General features: G+C 45.4%; 11 protein-coding genes and 2 tRNA genes. 10 read left to right on the top strand and 3 right to left on the bottom strand.

The genetic code is table 11. The features are described from left to right. Window positions 1-203 precede the first annotated feature (203 nt). From T489_RS0100270 to T489_RS0100250, 3 genes are all read left to right on the top strand, one after another. On the top strand, window positions 204-1,031 hold the full coding sequence (locus tag T489_RS0100270; RefSeq protein ID WP_051621650.1) for a vWA domain-containing protein: 828 nt from the start codon (window positions 204-206) through the stop codon (window positions 1,029-1,031). A gap of 369 nt (window positions 1,032-1,400) precedes the next feature. Further along, window positions 1,401-1,488: transfer RNA gene (locus T489_RS0100260), tRNA-Ser, on the top strand. Window positions 1,489-2,184: 696 nt separating this feature from the next. Further along, a tRNA-Ser gene (locus T489_RS0100250) sits at window positions 2,185-2,272 on the top strand. 223 nt (window positions 2,273-2,495) lie between these two features. Here T489_RS0100250 and T489_RS0100240 read toward each other — a convergent pair. Next, window positions 2,496-3,947, bottom strand: coding sequence for an NCS2 family permease (locus T489_RS0100240; RefSeq protein WP_031578041.1), 1,452 nt, complete (start codon window positions 3,945-3,947; stop codon window positions 2,496-2,498). A 315-nt stretch (window positions 3,948-4,262) separates the two neighbouring features. Between T489_RS0100240 and T489_RS0100230 the strand changes: the two genes are divergently transcribed. Next, window positions 4,263-4,646, top strand: a complete 384-nt coding sequence (locus T489_RS0100230) for a VOC family protein (RefSeq protein ID WP_031578040.1) — start codon at window positions 4,263-4,265, stop codon at window positions 4,644-4,646. A 63-nt stretch (window positions 4,647-4,709) separates the two neighbouring features. On the opposite strand, the gene T489_RS0100225 is transcribed toward T489_RS0100230, so the two are convergent. Beyond that, window positions 4,710-6,584, bottom strand: a complete 1,875-nt coding sequence (locus T489_RS0100225; RefSeq protein WP_031578039.1) for a peptidase U32 family protein — start codon at window positions 6,582-6,584, stop codon at window positions 4,710-4,712. A gap of 132 nt (window positions 6,585-6,716) precedes the next feature. After that, on the bottom strand, window positions 6,717-8,501 hold the full coding sequence (locus T489_RS0100220) for an ABC transporter ATP-binding protein (RefSeq protein ID WP_031578038.1): 1,785 nt from the start codon (window positions 8,499-8,501) through the stop codon (window positions 6,717-6,719). Between the two features lie 731 nt (window positions 8,502-9,232). Between T489_RS0100220 and aroG the strand changes: the two genes are divergently transcribed. From aroG to traN, 6 genes are all read left to right on the top strand, one after another. After that, window positions 9,233-10,303 (top strand): 3-deoxy-7-phosphoheptulonate synthase AroG, encoded by a 1,071-nt coding sequence (gene aroG / locus T489_RS0100210; RefSeq protein ID WP_031578037.1) that lies wholly within the window; start codon window positions 9,233-9,235, stop codon window positions 10,301-10,303. Between the two features lie 96 nt (window positions 10,304-10,399). Then, entirely contained in the window at window positions 10,400-11,632 is a 1,233-nt protein-coding gene (serA, locus tag T489_RS0100205) for a phosphoglycerate dehydrogenase (protein ID WP_031578036.1), read from the top strand. 207 nt (window positions 11,633-11,839) lie between these two features. Continuing rightward, window positions 11,840-12,460 carry a DNA-3-methyladenine glycosylase I gene (locus tag T489_RS0100200; RefSeq protein ID WP_031578035.1) on the top strand — a complete coding sequence of 207 codons (621 nt, stop codon included), beginning with the start codon at window positions 11,840-11,842 and terminating at the stop codon, window positions 12,458-12,460. A 78-nt stretch (window positions 12,461-12,538) separates the two neighbouring features. After that, window positions 12,539-13,066, top strand: coding sequence for an O-acetyl-ADP-ribose deacetylase (locus T489_RS0100195; protein WP_031578034.1), 528 nt, complete (start codon window positions 12,539-12,541; stop codon window positions 13,064-13,066). Between the two features lie 61 nt (window positions 13,067-13,127). Further along, on the top strand, window positions 13,128-13,661 hold the full coding sequence (locus tag T489_RS0100190) for a flavodoxin family protein (RefSeq protein ID WP_031578033.1): 534 nt from the start codon (window positions 13,128-13,130) through the stop codon (window positions 13,659-13,661). 765 nt (window positions 13,662-14,426) lie between these two features. After that, the gene (traN, locus tag T489_RS0100185; protein WP_031578032.1) at window positions 14,427-16,892 is read left to right on the top strand and encodes a conjugal transfer protein TraN; all 2,466 of its coding nucleotides are present in this window, start codon (window positions 14,427-14,429) and stop codon (window positions 16,890-16,892) included. The last annotated feature ends 461 nt before the right edge of the window (window positions 16,893-17,353 follow it).

The raw sequence follows: 17,353 nt of genomic DNA, 5'->3' as shown, positions 1-17,353 counted from the left end.
GTTTAAAATATTTGAAAATTTTATTGAACGCCCGGAATATTGAACTGTCTTATTTCTGTACAGAAAACAGCCGTGCAAAATATGACCGTTTCATCATTTACGATAAGTAACGGAGATGTTTAGTACAGGTAACATGAGCGTTCTGTTAAGATTTAAATAAGTGCTTATTCGGTATTTTTCTGACAATGGAGGAATCTCATATCATGAAGACAGTAAAACATTTTCTGCTGGCACTTGGACTCGGCATGGGACTTTGCGGGGCTTTCGCTTTTGCTGATGTCGCGCCTGCTCCCGCACCTGAGGGCAATGACGGTAAGGTTGAAAAAATTACCGCATCAAGGGCTGAAGTGCTGATGGTTCTTGACAAGAGCGGATCAATGTATGACATGACTAATGATACCATCGGCGGTTTCAATTCCATGATACAGAAGTATCGTGACATGAAGCTTCCGGTACGCGTTACCACCGTACTTTTTAACGACAAATCAAAGGTTCTCCACGACAGACAGGATATAAACACCATCAGGGAACTTACCGGAGATGACTACACTGCATCAGGTACCACAGCTCTGCTTGATGCTCTCGGTCAGAGTATTACCAGACTGTCTGAGGTGCCTGACGTAAAGGAGGGCAAGGATACTCAGGTGGTAGTGGTCATTATTACCGACGGTCAGGAAAACAGCAGTAAGGAATACAAGAAGTCCACCGTAAAGAACATTATTGAAGACATGCAGAAGAAAGGCTGGAAGTTCATGTTTCTCGGTGCGAACATTGATGCCGTATCTGAAGCCGGCTCACTTGGTATAGATACAAACAATGCCGTAAAATACAGGAATACAGGTTCAGCAGTGCGTTCAAATTATGATGCCGTGGTTAATTTTACGGTTGAAGCAATGGAGGCTCCCGCTTCAGGCAGTATGAAGGGAAACTGGAAGGACAGCGTAGAAAAGGATGATACTCCTGAAAGCGAGGCTCCTGAATCCGCACCGAAAACCGGAGCTCCTGAAAAAAGTCTCAGGGGCGTGAAATAACGGCGCTTCCGGAAAGATCTGTAAATTCAAAGAAACTGCTTCTGGGGCAGTTTCTTTTTTTGAACTTAGGATACATATCCGGTTCATGATTAAAATAACGGAAATGTTTCGTAACAGATGGTAACGGTCATCATACCTGAGCATTCCGTAGATTTTAATTGTTTTTTGTCTTTTGTTGTTCTTCTGTGGCAGAAAAATACAGATTTTCAGAAAGCTTACAGAAAAATAAAATATTATAAAACTGCTTAAAAATAAGGCATTTATGCTGTTTTTGTATGATTAGTAGGCAAACAGAATGCTTTTTACAAAAAAATAGCATTTTTTACTTTACAAGTTTTTTTGAAACCATATAATACACACATACACAGCGGACAGATGGCAGAGCGGTTGAATGCACCGGTCTTGAAAACCGGCGACGCGAAAGCGTTCCTGAGTTCGAATCTCAGTCTGTCCGCCATTCTAAACATTCTCCTTCGCAGATACTGCGAAATCATTTAAATCCCTGAAGTTTCCGAGTCCTTAAGTATGTTTTAGTGCTTTTGTGTTTCTTTATTTTATTTAATTGTCTGATTTTGAAATGATGCCCTGCATTGAGTTTCTGTATTCTCCGGTGACTATATTACGCTCTTTCATTTTTTCGGTAAATGGCTGCGCATTTGAATGTTCTTATTTCTGTGCGGTGAACGGACGGAATCATCTTCATGGTTTTGACGGTTATTAAAGTTCATACCGTACAGATGAGTAATTTCCTGGTCGCAAAATGGATTGTGGAATGTCTGGAACCTGAAAACGAAACAGTCTAAAGTTTTTTCGGAATGATTATCGCTTCGGCATTAATTTTTTCTGTGGAGGCTGTGACAGCATGGATGATTTCCCGATAGTGCTGTTTTAGTTCCTGATTATGAAGATAATTAATAAGGCTCTTTCGAAAATATCCGGTTATGTCAATCCGGTTTTTCAGTAAGGATAGACTCTGTGGCAGGTAGCATCAGGTGATATGATATTCAGGTTTATCTGAACAGATAGAGCGTTTTTTTAGGCGTTCAATGCATTTTTGTTTACAAAATATTCATTCGAACAAAATATTGGGATTTTTTTCAAATTAGGTGTTTACAAGCTTTTAAAAATCTATATAATACAACACATACACAGCGGACAGATGGCAGAGCGGTTGAATGCACCGGTCTTGAAAACCGGCGACGCGAAAGCGTTCCTGAGTTCGAATCTCAGTCTGTCCGCCATTCTAAAGGTTCTTAAACCTGTCTTTTAAACCCCCTTGATAAATTTCAGAACAGGCTTTTCTGTTATTGTATTCCGGTGTTTTTGTATCTTATCTGAATTACTGATTTCCGGTTCTGCTTTCAGAAAAATTTCGGTATGAAACGTTCAGACCGGAACGGCTGATTTACTTCCGTGATTTCCTTAAGCCTTCCGGCAACCTGTAACATTCTTGTTCCGTCAGGATTATACGGCCACAAAGAATTTAATCATAAAAATTCCGGAAACAACATAGGTAAGGGGAGTAACCTCCCTGAACTTGAAGGACATCATTTTAATTACGGTGTAGCAGATTAATGCCAGACCTATGCCGTTACCCACGGAACCCGATATCGCAATGGTGAGAATCATGATAAATACCGGAGTTACCTGTTCAATGTCCCTGAAGTCGATATTGGCAAGTCCCTGCATCATCACGAGACCGATGTAGATAAGAGCCGTGGAGGTTGCGGCCGGAGGAATTACCGATACCAGTGGGGCAATGAATATGCAGGATGCCAGAAGGGTGGCTGTGGTGAATGAGGTGAGTCCAGTTTTACCGCCGACCTGGATGCCTGAGGCGGATTCGGCAAAGGTAACCACTGTTGAACTGCCCGTGCAGGCTCCCGTTACCGTACCGATGGCATCAGACATCAGTGCTTCCTTGATTTTCGGAAGCTTGCCGTTTTTATCCAGAAAACCTGCATTGGCGGCCATACCGACAAGACTGCCGATGGTACCGAACATATCAATGATGCAGAAGGTTATCAGAACCATGACAATGGTGTAGGCTCCGATATTGAAAAAGGTATGGAAATCGAAGTTAAGAAGTGTCTGTTCATAGAGATTTCCGAAATCGGGAATGAATCTCATGCTGTGAGCGGCCCTGAAAGGATTGTTCCCCAGAATAAAGTAATCAGCCAGCCAGTAGAATACGGATGATGAGATTATTCCGAAAATAACAGAGGCTGCACTTCTATTTTTATGAAAATGCAGTATTACAAAAAGTCCCAGGAATATGGTGATGACCGAAACTATCATCTGGGAGTATTCTTTTCCCATGCTGGTTTTCAGAAAGGTCGGGGTCATGGCTCCGAAGAAGTCCTTCATGATGTAGAACGGTTCGGTATAGTTGTTGCCTTCGGCATAGATGCTTACATTGCTGCCGAAACCTATGTATATCAGCATCATGCCGATGGCGGGGCTGATGGCTATTTTTATGCAGTTGGGAATGTTGTCGGCTATGCGGTGTCTCAGATTGAGCAGCCCCATAATCAGGAAAATCAGACCTTCAAAGAGAATGATTATGATGCCGGCGTGATAAGCCGTTTCATAGGGAACTGAGGTGGCAACGGCTATGTTGCCGACAATGGTGGCGAAAAAGGTGTTCATCCCCATGCCGGGAGCCATGGCGAACGGTTTGTTGGCCATCAGAGCCATGCAGAACGTGCCCAGGGCGGAACACAGACAGGTGGAGATGAATATGGCGTTCCACAGAGGAGTTCCTGTCTGGAAGCCGGTAAGAATGTTTGGGTTGAGGGCCACTATGTATCCCATGGTCAGAAATGTGGACAGACCTGCAAGCAGCTCCGTTCTGACATTCGTCTTATTGGCCGTAAGACCGAATCTTTTATCAAGATTGAAAAACTGAGAAGACATGGGGTACTCCTTCCGGAATTTCTGACCGGGAGAGGCAGACCGGTGCATGCTGTACTGAATGAAACGGTTCCTGCCGTAAAAATAATCATCATTCTTCTCATTGTATCTTTGGTGATTCAAAAAAAATGTTGTGAATACGGGGTTTTTGTAATTACGGACACGGGGAATAACGGTTTTTCTGCAGTTGCGTGAGCCGTTGCTTATTCCTGTACAATGCCTTAATATGAAGAAGATATGGAAAATGGTTTTATTCTGTATCAGGTACAGATCCGAATGTGTTTAATCGGATTCAGAAATTATTACGGAGAAATGAATATGAGAATTGAGCATGCGGCCGTATATGTACAGGATCTTGAGAAGACCAGAGAATTTTTCTGCAGATATTTTGAGGCCACAGCAGGAGTTCAGTATCACAACCGGACCACTGATTTCAGATCATATTTTCTGTCATTTACCGACGGGGCAAGACTGGAGATTATGACAAGACCTGAGGTGAAGACCGAACAGCCGAATCCGTACCGGACAGGTTACGCTCATCTTGCTTTCAGTGTCGGTTCTGCCGCCGCGGTGGATGAACTTACCGAAAGACTGAAAAACGACGGTTACACCGTATCCTCAGGTCCGAGAACCACCGGTGACGGTTATTACGAATCCTGTGTGGTTGCAGTTGAGAATCTGCTGGTCGAAATAACCGTATAGCATCTCTGGTTTCACGGCTGCCGGAATGCTGTCTGGGACCGCGTTATGCAGTCCCTCATGATGCTAGTCTCTGATGCAGTCAGGTTTTGCCACCGGTCCTTCCAGCACCATTCTGCATTTTGCACATCTGTTGCTGACTTTAAAGAAGGTTTTGCCGATTTTCAGGTAGAGATCCTGCTTCGGAGCCCTGTGTCTTAAAGGACAGAGACCGAAACAGTAGTGGAGACAGTGCTTGGATACAAGTACTTCCCTCGGCGTATCCCCCTGATCCTTTTCGTAGGCCGGAACAGTGTTCTGGACTCCGTGAGTCAGATAGAATTCATTGGCTCTGTCATTGAAAATATTCGCCCTGAATCCCAGATTCATTTCGGATTCGGCTATACGAACGTCCTTCAGTTTTTCCGGTTCATGAACGGTCACTTTTTTCATCAGGGCGTTTTTGGTGATTCTGAGCTTTTCGATAAAGGAACGGCGGAGATCATTCAGCATGCTCTGAGGCACGAACCAGTGATGTGTAAGATTCAGTCCGAGATTCTCAAGCTCATAGCAGGTGCCTCCGAGACGGCCGATTTTACCGGTGATGTTGTCGGTAAGCTTTTGGTGATCTCTGGCTTCATTGCATTCAGGCAGGTCGGCGGTTACGGTAATTTCATGTCCTTCGGTGACCTCGTCGGAACCTTTTAGGCCGATACCTGTATCCGTTTCAAAATATTCCAGTCTTAGCTTCAGTGTTCTTACTGATGAGCTGTCGGTAAGCTGACCTTCAAATTCCGCATCCTTGCTGCGGTAGAACATGGTTCCCGGTCTGATGAACGGCAGATCCTGAAATATTTCAGCCTGAGTGTCATTTATGACCCTGCTGATTCTGAATCCTGCAAGCTCGGCCTCGCTCTTATAGTAGTTGAGAGAGTCCCCGTTATGCAGCGTGACTCCCTTGAAAAGATTAAAGTGCAGTACGTGACCGGTAACGCCTGTAAGTCTGCCAATCTTTTCCCCTACATAGCCGGGAGCGTTGAAATTGGCATAATTATCCTTTTCCTCATGGGTGTTGTATTCCGTGAAACCGCGGTTGAAGCTCTTGGCGGGATTCGGAGTGAATGAGGTTTCGGTTCTGCCGAATGAACTGCGGCAGAGATCCGGACGTTCATCAATGATAAGATCCAGTTTTTCACGATACCAGGCGGTAATGTTGCGTACATATCCCTCGTCCTTCAGACGACCTTCGATCTTGAAGGATGATATGCCGGCATCAATCAGTTCCCGCAGATTTGCAGTCTGATTAAGATCCTTGAGTGACAGAAGAAATCTGTCTCTTGCGAGAATCCTGCCGTTTTCGTCATAGAGGGACTGGGCCACACGGCACAGCTGGGCGCATTCACCGCGGTTGGCGCTTCTGCCGGTCACTGCGGCACTGAGATAGCACCTTCCGCTCATGCCCACACACAGGGCTCCGTGTACAAAGGCTTCAAGCTTTATGTCTTTTGCGACTGCTCTGATGTCCATGATTTCCTTAATACTGAGTTCTCTGGCAAGCACGGCCTGAGAGAACCCCGCGTCTTCAAGAAATCTGATTTTGTCGGGGGCGCTGTTGTCCTGCTGAGTGCTGGCATGCAGTTCAATCGGAGGCAGACTGCCGTTAAGGAGACCGAGATCCTGAATAATCAGGGCGTCGGCTCCGGCATCGTAAAGTTCAAATGCCAGTTCCCTGGCTTCATCAAGTTCGCGGTTGTTCAGAATGGTGTTTAATGCCACGTGAATTCTGGCGCCGTACTGGTGGGCAAAGTCACACAGTTCCCGGATATCCTCAAGAGTATTCGGGGCATTGACGCGGGCGCCGTATGACGGGCCTCCTATATATACGGCATCGGCGCCGCTCAGAATGGCGGTCATGCCGCATTTAGGGTCCTTTGCCGGAGCCAAGAGTTCAATGCTTCTCATCTGAAATTCCTGTAAATCATGTAAAAACTAAACTATCCGCCGTTTATCAAAAAACCTGCCGCGGCAGGTTTTTTGCATCTGTGATTCAATGCGACCGGCGTCAGACCGATAAAGACGTCAGCCGGTATGTTGCTACTTTCCGTTTTCTTCGTTTTCGGCGGTACGCAGCTTGGCGTTGTAGAGACCGCTGTAGAAACCGTTGAGCGCGAGAAGCTCGTCGTGAGTACCTTTTTCCACGATATTGCCTTCGTTGACCACGATAATCTGATCGGCGCTCTGGATGGTGGTAAGACGATGGGCGATAACAAACACGGTACGATCCTTCATCAGATTGTCCAGAGCTTCCTGCACCACCTTTTCGGATTTATTGTCCAGAGCGCTGGTTGCTTCGTCAAGAATAACGATAGGCGCATTCTTGATAAAGGCTCTGGCGATGGCTATACGCTGTTTCTGACCGCCTGAGAGCAGAGTGCCCCGTTCGCCGATTCTGGTGTCAAGACCTTCAGGAAGATTGGCAATAAAGTCTTCCAGACAGGCATTCTTTACGGCCTGTCTGATTTCTTCCTCGGTGGCGTTCGACTTGCCCATGATGATATTGTTTCTGATGGTGTCATCAAAAAGGAAGTTGTCCTGGAAAACATAAGAAATGTTTTCACGCAGGGAGTTGATGTCGTAGTTTCTGGTGCTTACGCCGTCAATCAGGATGTCGCCTTCCTGCCATTCATAAAGGCGCGGTATCAGGGAACAGATGGTTGACTTGCCGCCGCCTGAATTGCCTACAAAGGCTACGGTCTGAGACTTGCCGACCTTCAGGCTTACGTTGTTCAGCACCTTTCTGGAAGAATTGTAGCTGAAGGAAACGTTCCTGAATTCAATGGATTCACTGATGCCTTTGAGTTCAGGCTTATTCATGGCGTTTTCCACTTCCTCAACCGGCTTGTATGAGAAAATCTCATAAATTCGGGCCAGGGCGATGGCTGATTTCTGCAGTTCGATGAAGTTGTTGCCGATGGCCTTGAGCGGAGTGTAGAGCATGATGAGAGAGGCGATGAATGAAACGAATTCACCGCTGGTGATGGTCTTGTTGATAATCAGCTTGCCACCGAAGGCGATTACAATGGCCACACCGCAGGCTGCCACGAGATGCATTGTAGGTGAGAGCCAGTTGGTGTTTCTGATAAGACGCATGGCCAGACTGAATAACTGAGAGGCTCCGGTTTCAAAATTGTCCTTCATGCGCTTCTGAAGATTGTAGCACTTGATTACGTTCTCGCCGCTGGATGTTTCGTTATAAAGAGACAGAAGTGATGCGCTTTCGGTATACGTCTTGTTCATGATCTTCTTGATGGTCTTGCGGACTATTCTCAGAGGCAGGAACAGAACAACGAGCACGCCCACGGCAATGATGCTGAGCTGCCATGAGTTGTAAAGAAGAACACCGATAAGGGATACGGATGAGAAGAATCTGGTAAGACCGAGTTTCAGGTTGTTAATTAGACCGCTGGAGGCCATTTCGGCGTCATTGTAGTATCTGTAGATGATGTTGCCGGAGTTGTTGTCCTTGAAATAGGCACTGTCCATGTAAATCAGCTTGTTGTACAGGTCTCTTCTGAGATTCAGGGTGATTTTGTTGCCGACATATCCGTTAACAATGGCTGAAAGGTAAATGAAGATTCCCTGAACCAGAGTGAAGGCAATAATGATGAAAGGTACGTAGGAGGTGAAGTTTTCCTCCTTGTTTACCAGAACTTCATCCATAAAAGGCTTCAGGAAGTAGGCGATTACTGCATCAAGCGCGCCTACAGGAACCGTGAGTGCAATACCCAGCAGGGCTACGGCGATATAAGGTTTGATGTATGGATAGATTTTTTTGTAAGTATCTATCAGACTAACGTTTTCTAATGTTTCTTTAGCCATAAATCAGACTGTCTTATTATGTAAATCCGAAAAAGTTTTCCTGTTCCGCACGCAGAACGCGTGTCCGGAGGAAACGAACCCTTCTCATGAAGATATTCCTATATTATACAGAAAAAGCACTGTAAATAATCTGTCTTTATTGGTAAAAAGTTCAAATAGGCGCCCGAAAAGAACAGATTGTGCGCAAAAAGTCCTCATGGATCAGACAGTATGCATCCCGGTCTGTGTTTCAGAATGCCGAAACATCGGAGGAAAGACGTTTTCAGAAAGTTTTACAGCTGCGTATCATAAGGATTTTCATGAGGCTGGCGTACCGCACGCAGACGATACTCTGACAGGGACGCTGAAATTTTCAGAAAACGGTTAAAATACGTACAGTTATGGGGTTTATCATAGAAATTTTCTCATTTCCCCATAGTGAAAAAGGCGTAGAATAAAGCAGAAAACCGGAACTGAAGCCTCCGGATGCTTTAATTCTCTGCAGAACCGCATACCGGTTATGTGTTTTCAGATCACATTCTTTGAAAAGTTATCGGTAACAGTCAATATAAATAGTCGAACAGGGGATTTTAAGATTTGACTATTGTCGGATGTACCTTTACAATGAGACAAAGTTTTTTGCTTTACCCGGTTTTTGTGATCCGTAACCGCCTTTTTATCCGTCCGTTCAAGACGTATTGACGGAAATCAGGTACATCAAAGGATCCTTACAGAATTATAAGACTAAAAAAATGAACGAAAAAATTTACGATTTAAGAATCAAAGAGATTACCAATTTATTACCTCCAGTGGCTCTCAGCGAAAAGTATCCTATAACTGATACCGCAGCCGCTACCGTAATCAAAGGCAGAGAAAACATTCACAACATCATGAAGGGCAAGGACGATCGTCTGGTTGTCATCACCGGTCCGTGCTCAATTCACGATGTCAAGTCTGCCATGGAATATGCATCACGTCTGCTCAAGCTCCGTGAAAAGTATGCCGACACCCTTGAAGTCGTAATGCGTGTTTATTTTGAAAAGCCTCGTACAACAGTAGGCTGGAAGGGCTTAATCAATGACCCGTTCATGGATAATTCATACGATATCAATGCAGGTCTCAAGATTGGCCGCAAGCTTCTTCTTGATATCAATGAACTGGGCATGCCTATTGCTACCGAATACCTTGACGTTCTTACTCCGCAGTACCTTGATGAATTCATTTCATGGGTTGCAATCGGCGCAAGAACCACTGAATCACAGGTTCACCGTGAACTTGCTTCAGGTACTTCCGCTCCTGTAGGCTTCAAGAACGGTACCGACGGTACTGTTAAGATTGCAATGGATGCTCTCAAGTCAGCTGCTTCAGAACATACCTTCCTTTCAGTAACCAAGTTCGGTCACAGCGCCATCGTGAAGACCCTCGGTAACGAAGACTGTCACATCATTCTCCGCGGCGGCAGTAAGGGACCAAACTACTCAGCCGAACATGTAAACAAGGCTGTTGAAGATCTCAGCAAGGCCGGTCTTGATCCTGTAGTAATGATTGACTTCAGCCATGCAAACAGTTCAAAGCAGTTCAAGAAGCAGGTTGAAGTTGCCGAAAACGTAAGTCAGCAGATCGCTTCCGGCGTGAAGGGCATCTTCGGTGTTATGATTGAAAGTCATCTGGTTGAAGGCAGACAGGATCTGGTTGAAGGCTGTGCAGACAAGCTCAAGTACGGTCAGAGTATCACCGACGCTTGTATCGGCTGGGAAGATACCGAACTCGTTCTTGAAATGCTTTCTAACGCAGTTAAGAGCCGCAGAGCTGTAAACAAGTAAGTTTGAATTTAGCAGACAGTCCCTTGTTTTACAGCGGGACTGTTTTATTTTTATTATCGTGTAGCCGGAAATATTAGGGAAAAATAAGGAGAAGAGATGAGTCGTTATTCTCTTGATAAGGATAAGATTAAGGTTTTATTACTTGAAGGCGTGGACCCAAGTGCTGTAGAGACCTTTAACAAAGCTGGTTATACCAACGTTGAGTATCTCAAAAAGGCATTGGACAAGGAAGAACTGATTGAAAAGATCAAGGATGTTCATTTCCTTGGTATCCGTTCTCGTACCTTCCTTACCGATGAAATTTTTGAACATGCCCACAAGCTCTGTGCTGTAGGCTGTTTCTGTATCGGTACCAACCAGGTTGATCTTGAAGCCGCAAGAAACCGCGGTATTCCAGTATTCAACGCACCTTACTCCAATACCCGTTCGGTTGCAGAGCTTGTTACCGGTGAATACCTTCAGCTGTTCAGAACCGTTCCTGCCAAGAACGCTCTTTTACATCGCGGCGGCTGGGACAAGAATGCAAAGGGCTGCTATGAAGCCCGCGGCAAGACCATCGGTATCATCGGCTACGGTCATATCGGTACTCAGGTAGGTATCATCGCCGAAGCCCTCGGTCTTAACGTTATTTTCTATGATATTGAAAACAAGCTTGCCCTTGGTAATGCTCATCAGGTTGAAACCATTGATGAACTGTTTGCAAGAGCAGACGTTGTGACCATGCATGTTCCTGAAAGCCCAACCACCAAGAACATGATCAATGCAGCCGCATTTGCCAAGATGAAGGACGGCGTTATCTTCCTGAATGCTTCAAGAGGTACCGTAGTTGACATCAATGCTCTCGCTGATGCTCTTGAATCAGGCAAGGTTGCAGGTGCCGCATGTGACGTTTATCCTGTAGAACCTGCAAAGAACGGCGATCCGTTTGACTGCGTATTAACCAAGTTCGATAACGTGATTCTTACTCCGCACATTGGTGCTTCAACCCTTGAAGCTCAGAAGAACATCGGTATCGAAGTAGCCAACAAGCTTGCATTATACTCAGATAACGGTTCAACCCTGACTGCAGTAAACTTCCCTGAAGTTTCTCTTCCAACCCAGGGTAACAGCGTAAGCCGCCTGCTTCACATCCACAAGAACAATCCTGGCGTAATCAACAAGATTAACCAGGTGTTTGCAGACCGCGGTATCAATGTTGCAGCACAGTACCTTCAGACCACTCCTGAAATCGGCTATGTTGTAATGGAAATCCACAGCGACAAGCCTGAAGATGTTCTTCACGAGCTCAAGGCTATCGACGGTACCTTAAAGGCACGTGTACTGCTCTAGTCCGATATTCTGAGTTCCGGACATGCCGGAATTCCGATGACTGTTAACGAAAAACTCTGCGTCTTTTCCGGCGCAGAGTTTTTTGTCTGAAAAAATGTTCAGACAGAAGATTGCATAAAGTTTACGATACATGCTGATTATATATGCATGTATAACCCAATTATGTGGCATAATGGCAGATATACCGATATACACTGAAGGATAGCTATGGCTTACTGTGACTGGAAAAACACCTCCCCTGAAAATCAGGCATACCATGATAAAGAATGGGGCATCCCCGTGCATGACGACAGCAGGCATTTTGAATGTCTGATGCTGGAAGCACTGCAGTGCGGTCTCAGCTGGTCAATCATCATCAGAAAAAGAGATACTGTCAGAGCCTGTTTTGACGATTTTGATTATGTGAAGGTGGCGGCCTATACTGAAGCCGATATCGAAAGAATTCTGAACACCGAAGGCATGATCCGTTCCCGCAGAAAGGTTGAAGCGATAATTCATAATGCCAGATGTTTTCAGAAAATAGCGGATGAATTCGGAAGCTTTTCAGAATACATCTGGAGGTATACGGATAATGTGACAGTCATATACGAGGGGCATGATGAAGGTCTGATTCCTTCATCAAATGCGCTTTCCGAAGATATCAGCAGGGATCTCAGAAAGAGGGGGCTGAAGTATCTGGGGCCGGTTACCGTATATGCGTATCTGCAGGCCGCGGGGATTATCAATGATCATGACAGGGACTGTCCTTGTTACAGAAGAATTGTGTCGGACTTCCCAACTGCGGTAAAAAAATGTGAAGGCGATAAAGAAGTTATCTGTTATCGATAGTAAAATTAATATATAGACAGGAATTAAAGTGTTTTTGCCTGATTCCCGCAGATTATGAAACAAACGGATGGAACAGTAATGATTTTCGATAAAATCAAGGTGATTAAAGCGGATATAACTACACTAAGCGTGGATGCCATTGTCAATGCCGCCAATAAAACGCTGTTAGGCGGTGGTGGGGTTGACGGAGCAATTCATCGTGCCGCAGGCCCTGAGCTGCTGGCTGAATGCAGAACTCTGGGCGGCTGTGAAACCGGCGAGGCCAAAATCACCCGCGGGTACAGACTTCCGGCAAAATACGTCATTCATACCGTCGGTCCCGTATATCACGACAGACCTTCCGATCCGGTGAAGCTTTCAGGATGCTACCGCAACTCGATGGATATCGCCAGAGAGCATAACCTGAAATCGATTGCGTTCAGTGCCATATCATGCGGTGTTTACGGATATCCGATAGACAGGGCTTCACGCATAGCCGTGGAAACCGTGTTTGACTGGCTGTCTGAGAATTCTGATTATGAGATAGAAGTGTATTTTGTCTGCTTTAATGACGATGTGTATGATGCCCTGACCAGAAATGTGGCTGTATTCTGCGAGAAGGCATAGAATCAGGCGGAAATTCTGAATTATTCCCGCATAAAACCGACAAGTGCGGCAGGAGGTGGATATGGGAAAAAAGGTTTTGGCGATTGTCAGCAGTCCCAGAAAAAACGGCAACACCGATATGATGGTGGAAAGCTTTTTAAAAGGTGCGCGTGATGCCATGCATCGTACTGAAAAAATCTATCTGCGTGACTGCAAAATAGAGTTCTGTCGCGGATGTGAAGTATGTTCATCAACCCATCACTGCGTGATTAAGGATGATATGGAGCGCCTGGTTGACAAACTGCTTGATGCCGACGTCATAGTGCTTTCAACTCCCGTGTATTTTTACAGTATGAGCGGTCAGATGAAAACCTTCATAGACAGACTGATGCCGGTCTATCCTGAACTGAGGGGCAGGGAATTTTATTTCATTGCGGCAGCCGCTGACAACGACACCATGATTGAAAGAACCATGCAGGCCCTGGAAGGTTTTACCGACTGCATTGAGAATGCCGAGATAAGAGGCAAGCTCTATGGAGGCGGTAACTGGCGCAAGGGGGATGTTGAAGGAAAGGAAATTCTTAATACTGCCTATATGATGGGGGCAAATGTCTAGCAGTCCACCTGTTTCAAGTCATGTAAACGCTCTGTTCAGAACAGAGCGTTTTTTTATAACGGAATGATACGGAGGCAAATCATAAATACCTGAATCTCTGAAACGGTTCTGTACCGGCCGGAAAAATAAAAAGCCGGTCCGTCTGAACCAGCTGAACGTTACATGAAGAGAAAATGCACCGACATCGATTACACGAGCTTAAAGGAGGAAAACGCTCGGTGTCAGAAAGAGGAGAATGTTCGAAGTCGGTGCTGTTCTTTTCCTCTAAGAGAGGGTAATTTATATTTTAATTAAGACATGACCGAAAAAGTGAGACATATACGACTAAATATGGATATGCAGAATTTTTATTAAAGATATATATACGATATCACATAAATATAGATGGTTTTTAAAATTTTTAACAATATTTATATAAATAAATATATGTGTTAAAAATTTAACACACGTTCTGTCTCATTATCAGGTAAGGAACTGTCAGTAATCGGTATGTTACAGACAGTATCACTCAATGTGCAAAATATAATGTCGCATTTTATATGCGTATCGAAAGAAGATACGGATGAAACTGCTGACATGATTATATTTTTCTTCAGGAAGAACTGATAACCTGCCGGGAATCAGACTGTTTTCTGATACTGGACATTCTGTTTTTTAAGGCTTTTTATCCGGTGAATCATCCACACGTGCGATAAAAACAGGCCTGTCGGGCCACAGCCCTTTTCTTTAAGAACCGTTTTTATTCTACGCACTGACATCAAGCATATGTTTTCTGAAAAAATATCCAGCCTTCAGCATTTCTGCATAATTCCGTTCTTTTTAAGTGCCGCGGCCGTTTCCGCTGACGTACCGTCGGAAAGGGATTTCGGTACGGGACTGCGTCAGACTCTTGCAGAGAGCATGACCGATGACGTTTATACTTCAGGCATCATGGACTCCTTATCTTCGGCACAGGGGCTCTCCGATATGGGGCAGCTTTATGCCGGTGATATTGTTTCTACTCACGGTGAACTCACTGAAATCATGGAAAAGGAAAGAACAGCGGATATCACCGGAATTTCGGAAAACAGTGATTCCGGAGACTGCAGTTTCGGGGATATGCTGCGGCTCTCCGCACGGGGAACCGTAAAATGCCGATTTGAAGGAGAAAGTGCTGGCGGCGGAGAGGCGGCCACGGATGATACAGGGATAAACGCGGGAGACGGCAATGGTCGTCACTGCCTGCTTACGCATGATTTTAAGGCCGTACCGCCGGTATCTTTCTTCGGAACCTTTAATTACGGCGTCTGCAGGGATGAACACGGATGCACGGAGTTCTGGCTGGGAGACACCAGAGACAATTCACTAAGCGGCAGCTGTACCGTTTTTGAAAAGGAAATCGGTCTTACCGTAGAACGTCCGGAGGTGATAAGGGCTCTTATCCTGGATACCGTTTATTATGATGATTATATTCAGCTCTGGGTAAAAGCGGAAGTCGAGGGAGAAAAAGCCGGAAAGGATGATGAGTCGGGGAACGGTGAAAATCTCTGGGTTAAACTCCTCAATTTGCCGAATGATGATTTTCCGCCGGAGACGGGAGGCAGGTGTGAACTTAACAGAAGTGAAATCACCCGTCTTGAGACGGACATCTGGCCGATGATCCTGAAGGCCGCATCCGTTTCCCGCGAGGAGTCTGCAGGCAGGGTGCTTAATCTGAAAATCAGGGAACGCGTGTCCGTTACCGGAGGCGGTGAAGGATACATGAATTTCCGTATTCTGTACGATACCGGAAATCTTGTCGAAAAGGATTTCTGGGGAAATTCCGAATGTACCGGGTTATTCGCCGGAAACCCCCGAACTGTACTTGGCGGAAAGTGTCTTGAACGTATTTCAGGAGACGAATCAGATGTGAACGGCAATGATTCAGGAGATTATGAATGCATTGTAAGGTCTGGGATAAGGCTCTGTTCCGATGCCTTCAGAATGCCGGATTTCTTTTTAAGGGACGGAAGACTTTCCGGACTATGGGATCCTTTCTGCCGGAGACTTGATGTTTATGAGCGGGAGAATGATTTATCTGATGACAGACCTGAAGCAGAAGGCAGTGTCAGAGGTGACAGACTGCGGAAAATGCTTGCGTCGGAATCCGGTAAAAAGGTTCCCGTGGATGAACGTGTTCAGCAGCTGTCCGACGGTTTCCCGAAACCTGACGCCGGCATTATGGCTGCCTACGACGTGCCGGAAGAGAATAACGAAGGGGTAGAAGAAGCGGTTCTTCTTCTGCAGACTCTTCAGTACATGCAGAGTGACGTTGTCTGTACCGGCGAACAGAGTTCCGAACGTTCATGCAGTGTCTTTAAGGGAACGGCCGATACCTGCAGAAAAGGTTATTTCGGCAGAATGGACTGCTGTAATGCGCCAAATACCGCGGATGCCGGAACATATATCCGTATGATTACATATATGGCGGCACTTAAAACTGCATATGCCTCACTCGAAAACACATCTTCAGCCATGGGATCCTGGGCAGGAGGAACACTGATGACCGGTTCTCAGGGGCTGATATCCGGGACTGCCGACAGCGTTATCGGCAGTGTCATGGATACGGCGGTCGAGAAGGCGAGAGAGGAGTTTATGCAGGCCATAACGGCAAGGCTTGCCGAAATTGTTGAGAACACCATGGGGGAAGCCGCAAAAGAGGCGCTGTTTACAGAAACCGTAAGTGAGGAGGGAATAAGCATGATTCAGATGAATCCCGCAGTGATCGGGGCAATGCAGGGAGTCATGGCCGCATATGTGGCTTATCAGCTGGCTAAAACCCTGGAGGAGATAGCCACGTCATGCAGGCCGAACGAGATAGAAACCTCCATGAAGCTTAAGCTTGATTCCTGTATGTATACCGGGAGATCGTGCACTGAAAAGGTTCTGGGAAAATGCGTGGTTTACGAACAGAGATACTGCTGTTTCAGTTCTCCTCTGGCAAGAATAGTCATGGAACAGCTCCCGGAATCCGGCTTTGACTTTCCGGACGGAGTATGCGGAGGTATTCCTCTTTCCCGATTATCAGAGGTTGATTTTAAAAAGATTGATCTGTCTGAGTGGCTTAGATACGTGGAAAACACCGATCTTCTGGATGTAAGCAGAATGTCCGTGGACGGACTTACCGGCAGCGGCAGTGTTTTAAACGTGAGCGGAAGGAGTGATAGCAGACAGAGAAATGCTGAACGTCTGCAGAAGGGGGCGAAGCCTTGAAATCCAAAGCCTGAAGCCAACTGTACATGATTTTTTCGGCAAATTTTTGTACATTGTTCTTAAAGTGTGAGAAATAAGAAAAAATCCCCTCGGACAGATGCGTTTTTCCCGACAATAAGTCTGTAAAAATATCTTTACAGTCCGGAAAAACATCCGTTTTTGTAAGCCTTAAATGTTAATTTGTGTGAGATTTTAGCTAATAATTGTTATAGATATTGATAAATATGTTAGCTGTATTCATAATTAACCATGATAAAAGTATAAAAGGTAGTCTGGTAAGGATTTAACCTTTAAAATAAAACTATCCGTTTCTATGGTCACTGGTTCAGTCACTCTGTATGCTTTGGAGGCTGTATGATACTGAGTGTCGTATGACGACGGGGATCAATCAACAGTTACAATAAAATAAGAGGTTTTAGCCGGTCAGTTTTGCATGAAACCGGTCGGTACGGGGATTTTTC

Source organism: Ruminobacter sp. RM87 (assembly GCF_000701925.1).
Classification (GTDB): Bacteria; Pseudomonadota; Gammaproteobacteria; order Enterobacterales; family Succinivibrionaceae; genus Ruminobacter; species Ruminobacter amylophilus.
This window is presented reverse-complemented; position numbering and strand designations above follow the sequence as displayed.

Bases quoted from the DNA above. Each gene is read 5' to 3' on its own strand.
- serA (WP_031578036.1), top strand. From the start codon at position 10,400: ATGAGTCGTTATTCTCTTGATAAGGATAAGATTAAGGTTTTATTACTT.
- T489_RS0100240 (WP_031578041.1), bottom strand. From the start codon at position 3,947: ATGTCTTCTCAGTTTTTCAATCTTGATAAAAGATTCGGTCTTACGGCC.
- T489_RS0100225 (WP_031578039.1), bottom strand. From the start codon at position 6,584: ATGAGAAGCATTGAACTCTTGGCTCCGGCAAAGGACCCTAAATGCGGC.
- aroG (WP_031578037.1), top strand. From the start codon at position 9,233: ATGAACGAAAAAATTTACGATTTAAGAATCAAAGAGATTACCAATTTA.
- T489_RS0100190 (WP_031578033.1), top strand. From the start codon at position 13,128: ATGGGAAAAAAGGTTTTGGCGATTGTCAGCAGTCCCAGAAAAAACGGC.
- T489_RS0100270 (WP_051621650.1), top strand. From the start codon at position 204: ATGAAGACAGTAAAACATTTTCTGCTGGCACTTGGACTCGGCATGGGA.
- T489_RS0100220 (WP_031578038.1), bottom strand. From the start codon at position 8,501: ATGGCTAAAGAAACATTAGAAAACGTTAGTCTGATAGATACTTACAAA.
- T489_RS0100230 (WP_031578040.1), top strand. From the start codon at position 4,263: ATGAGAATTGAGCATGCGGCCGTATATGTACAGGATCTTGAGAAGACC.
- T489_RS0100200 (WP_031578035.1), top strand. From the start codon at position 11,840: ATGGCTTACTGTGACTGGAAAAACACCTCCCCTGAAAATCAGGCATAC.
- T489_RS0100195 (WP_031578034.1), top strand. From the start codon at position 12,539: ATGATTTTCGATAAAATCAAGGTGATTAAAGCGGATATAACTACACTA.
- traN (WP_031578032.1), top strand. From the start codon at position 14,427: ATGTTTTCTGAAAAAATATCCAGCCTTCAGCATTTCTGCATAATTCCG.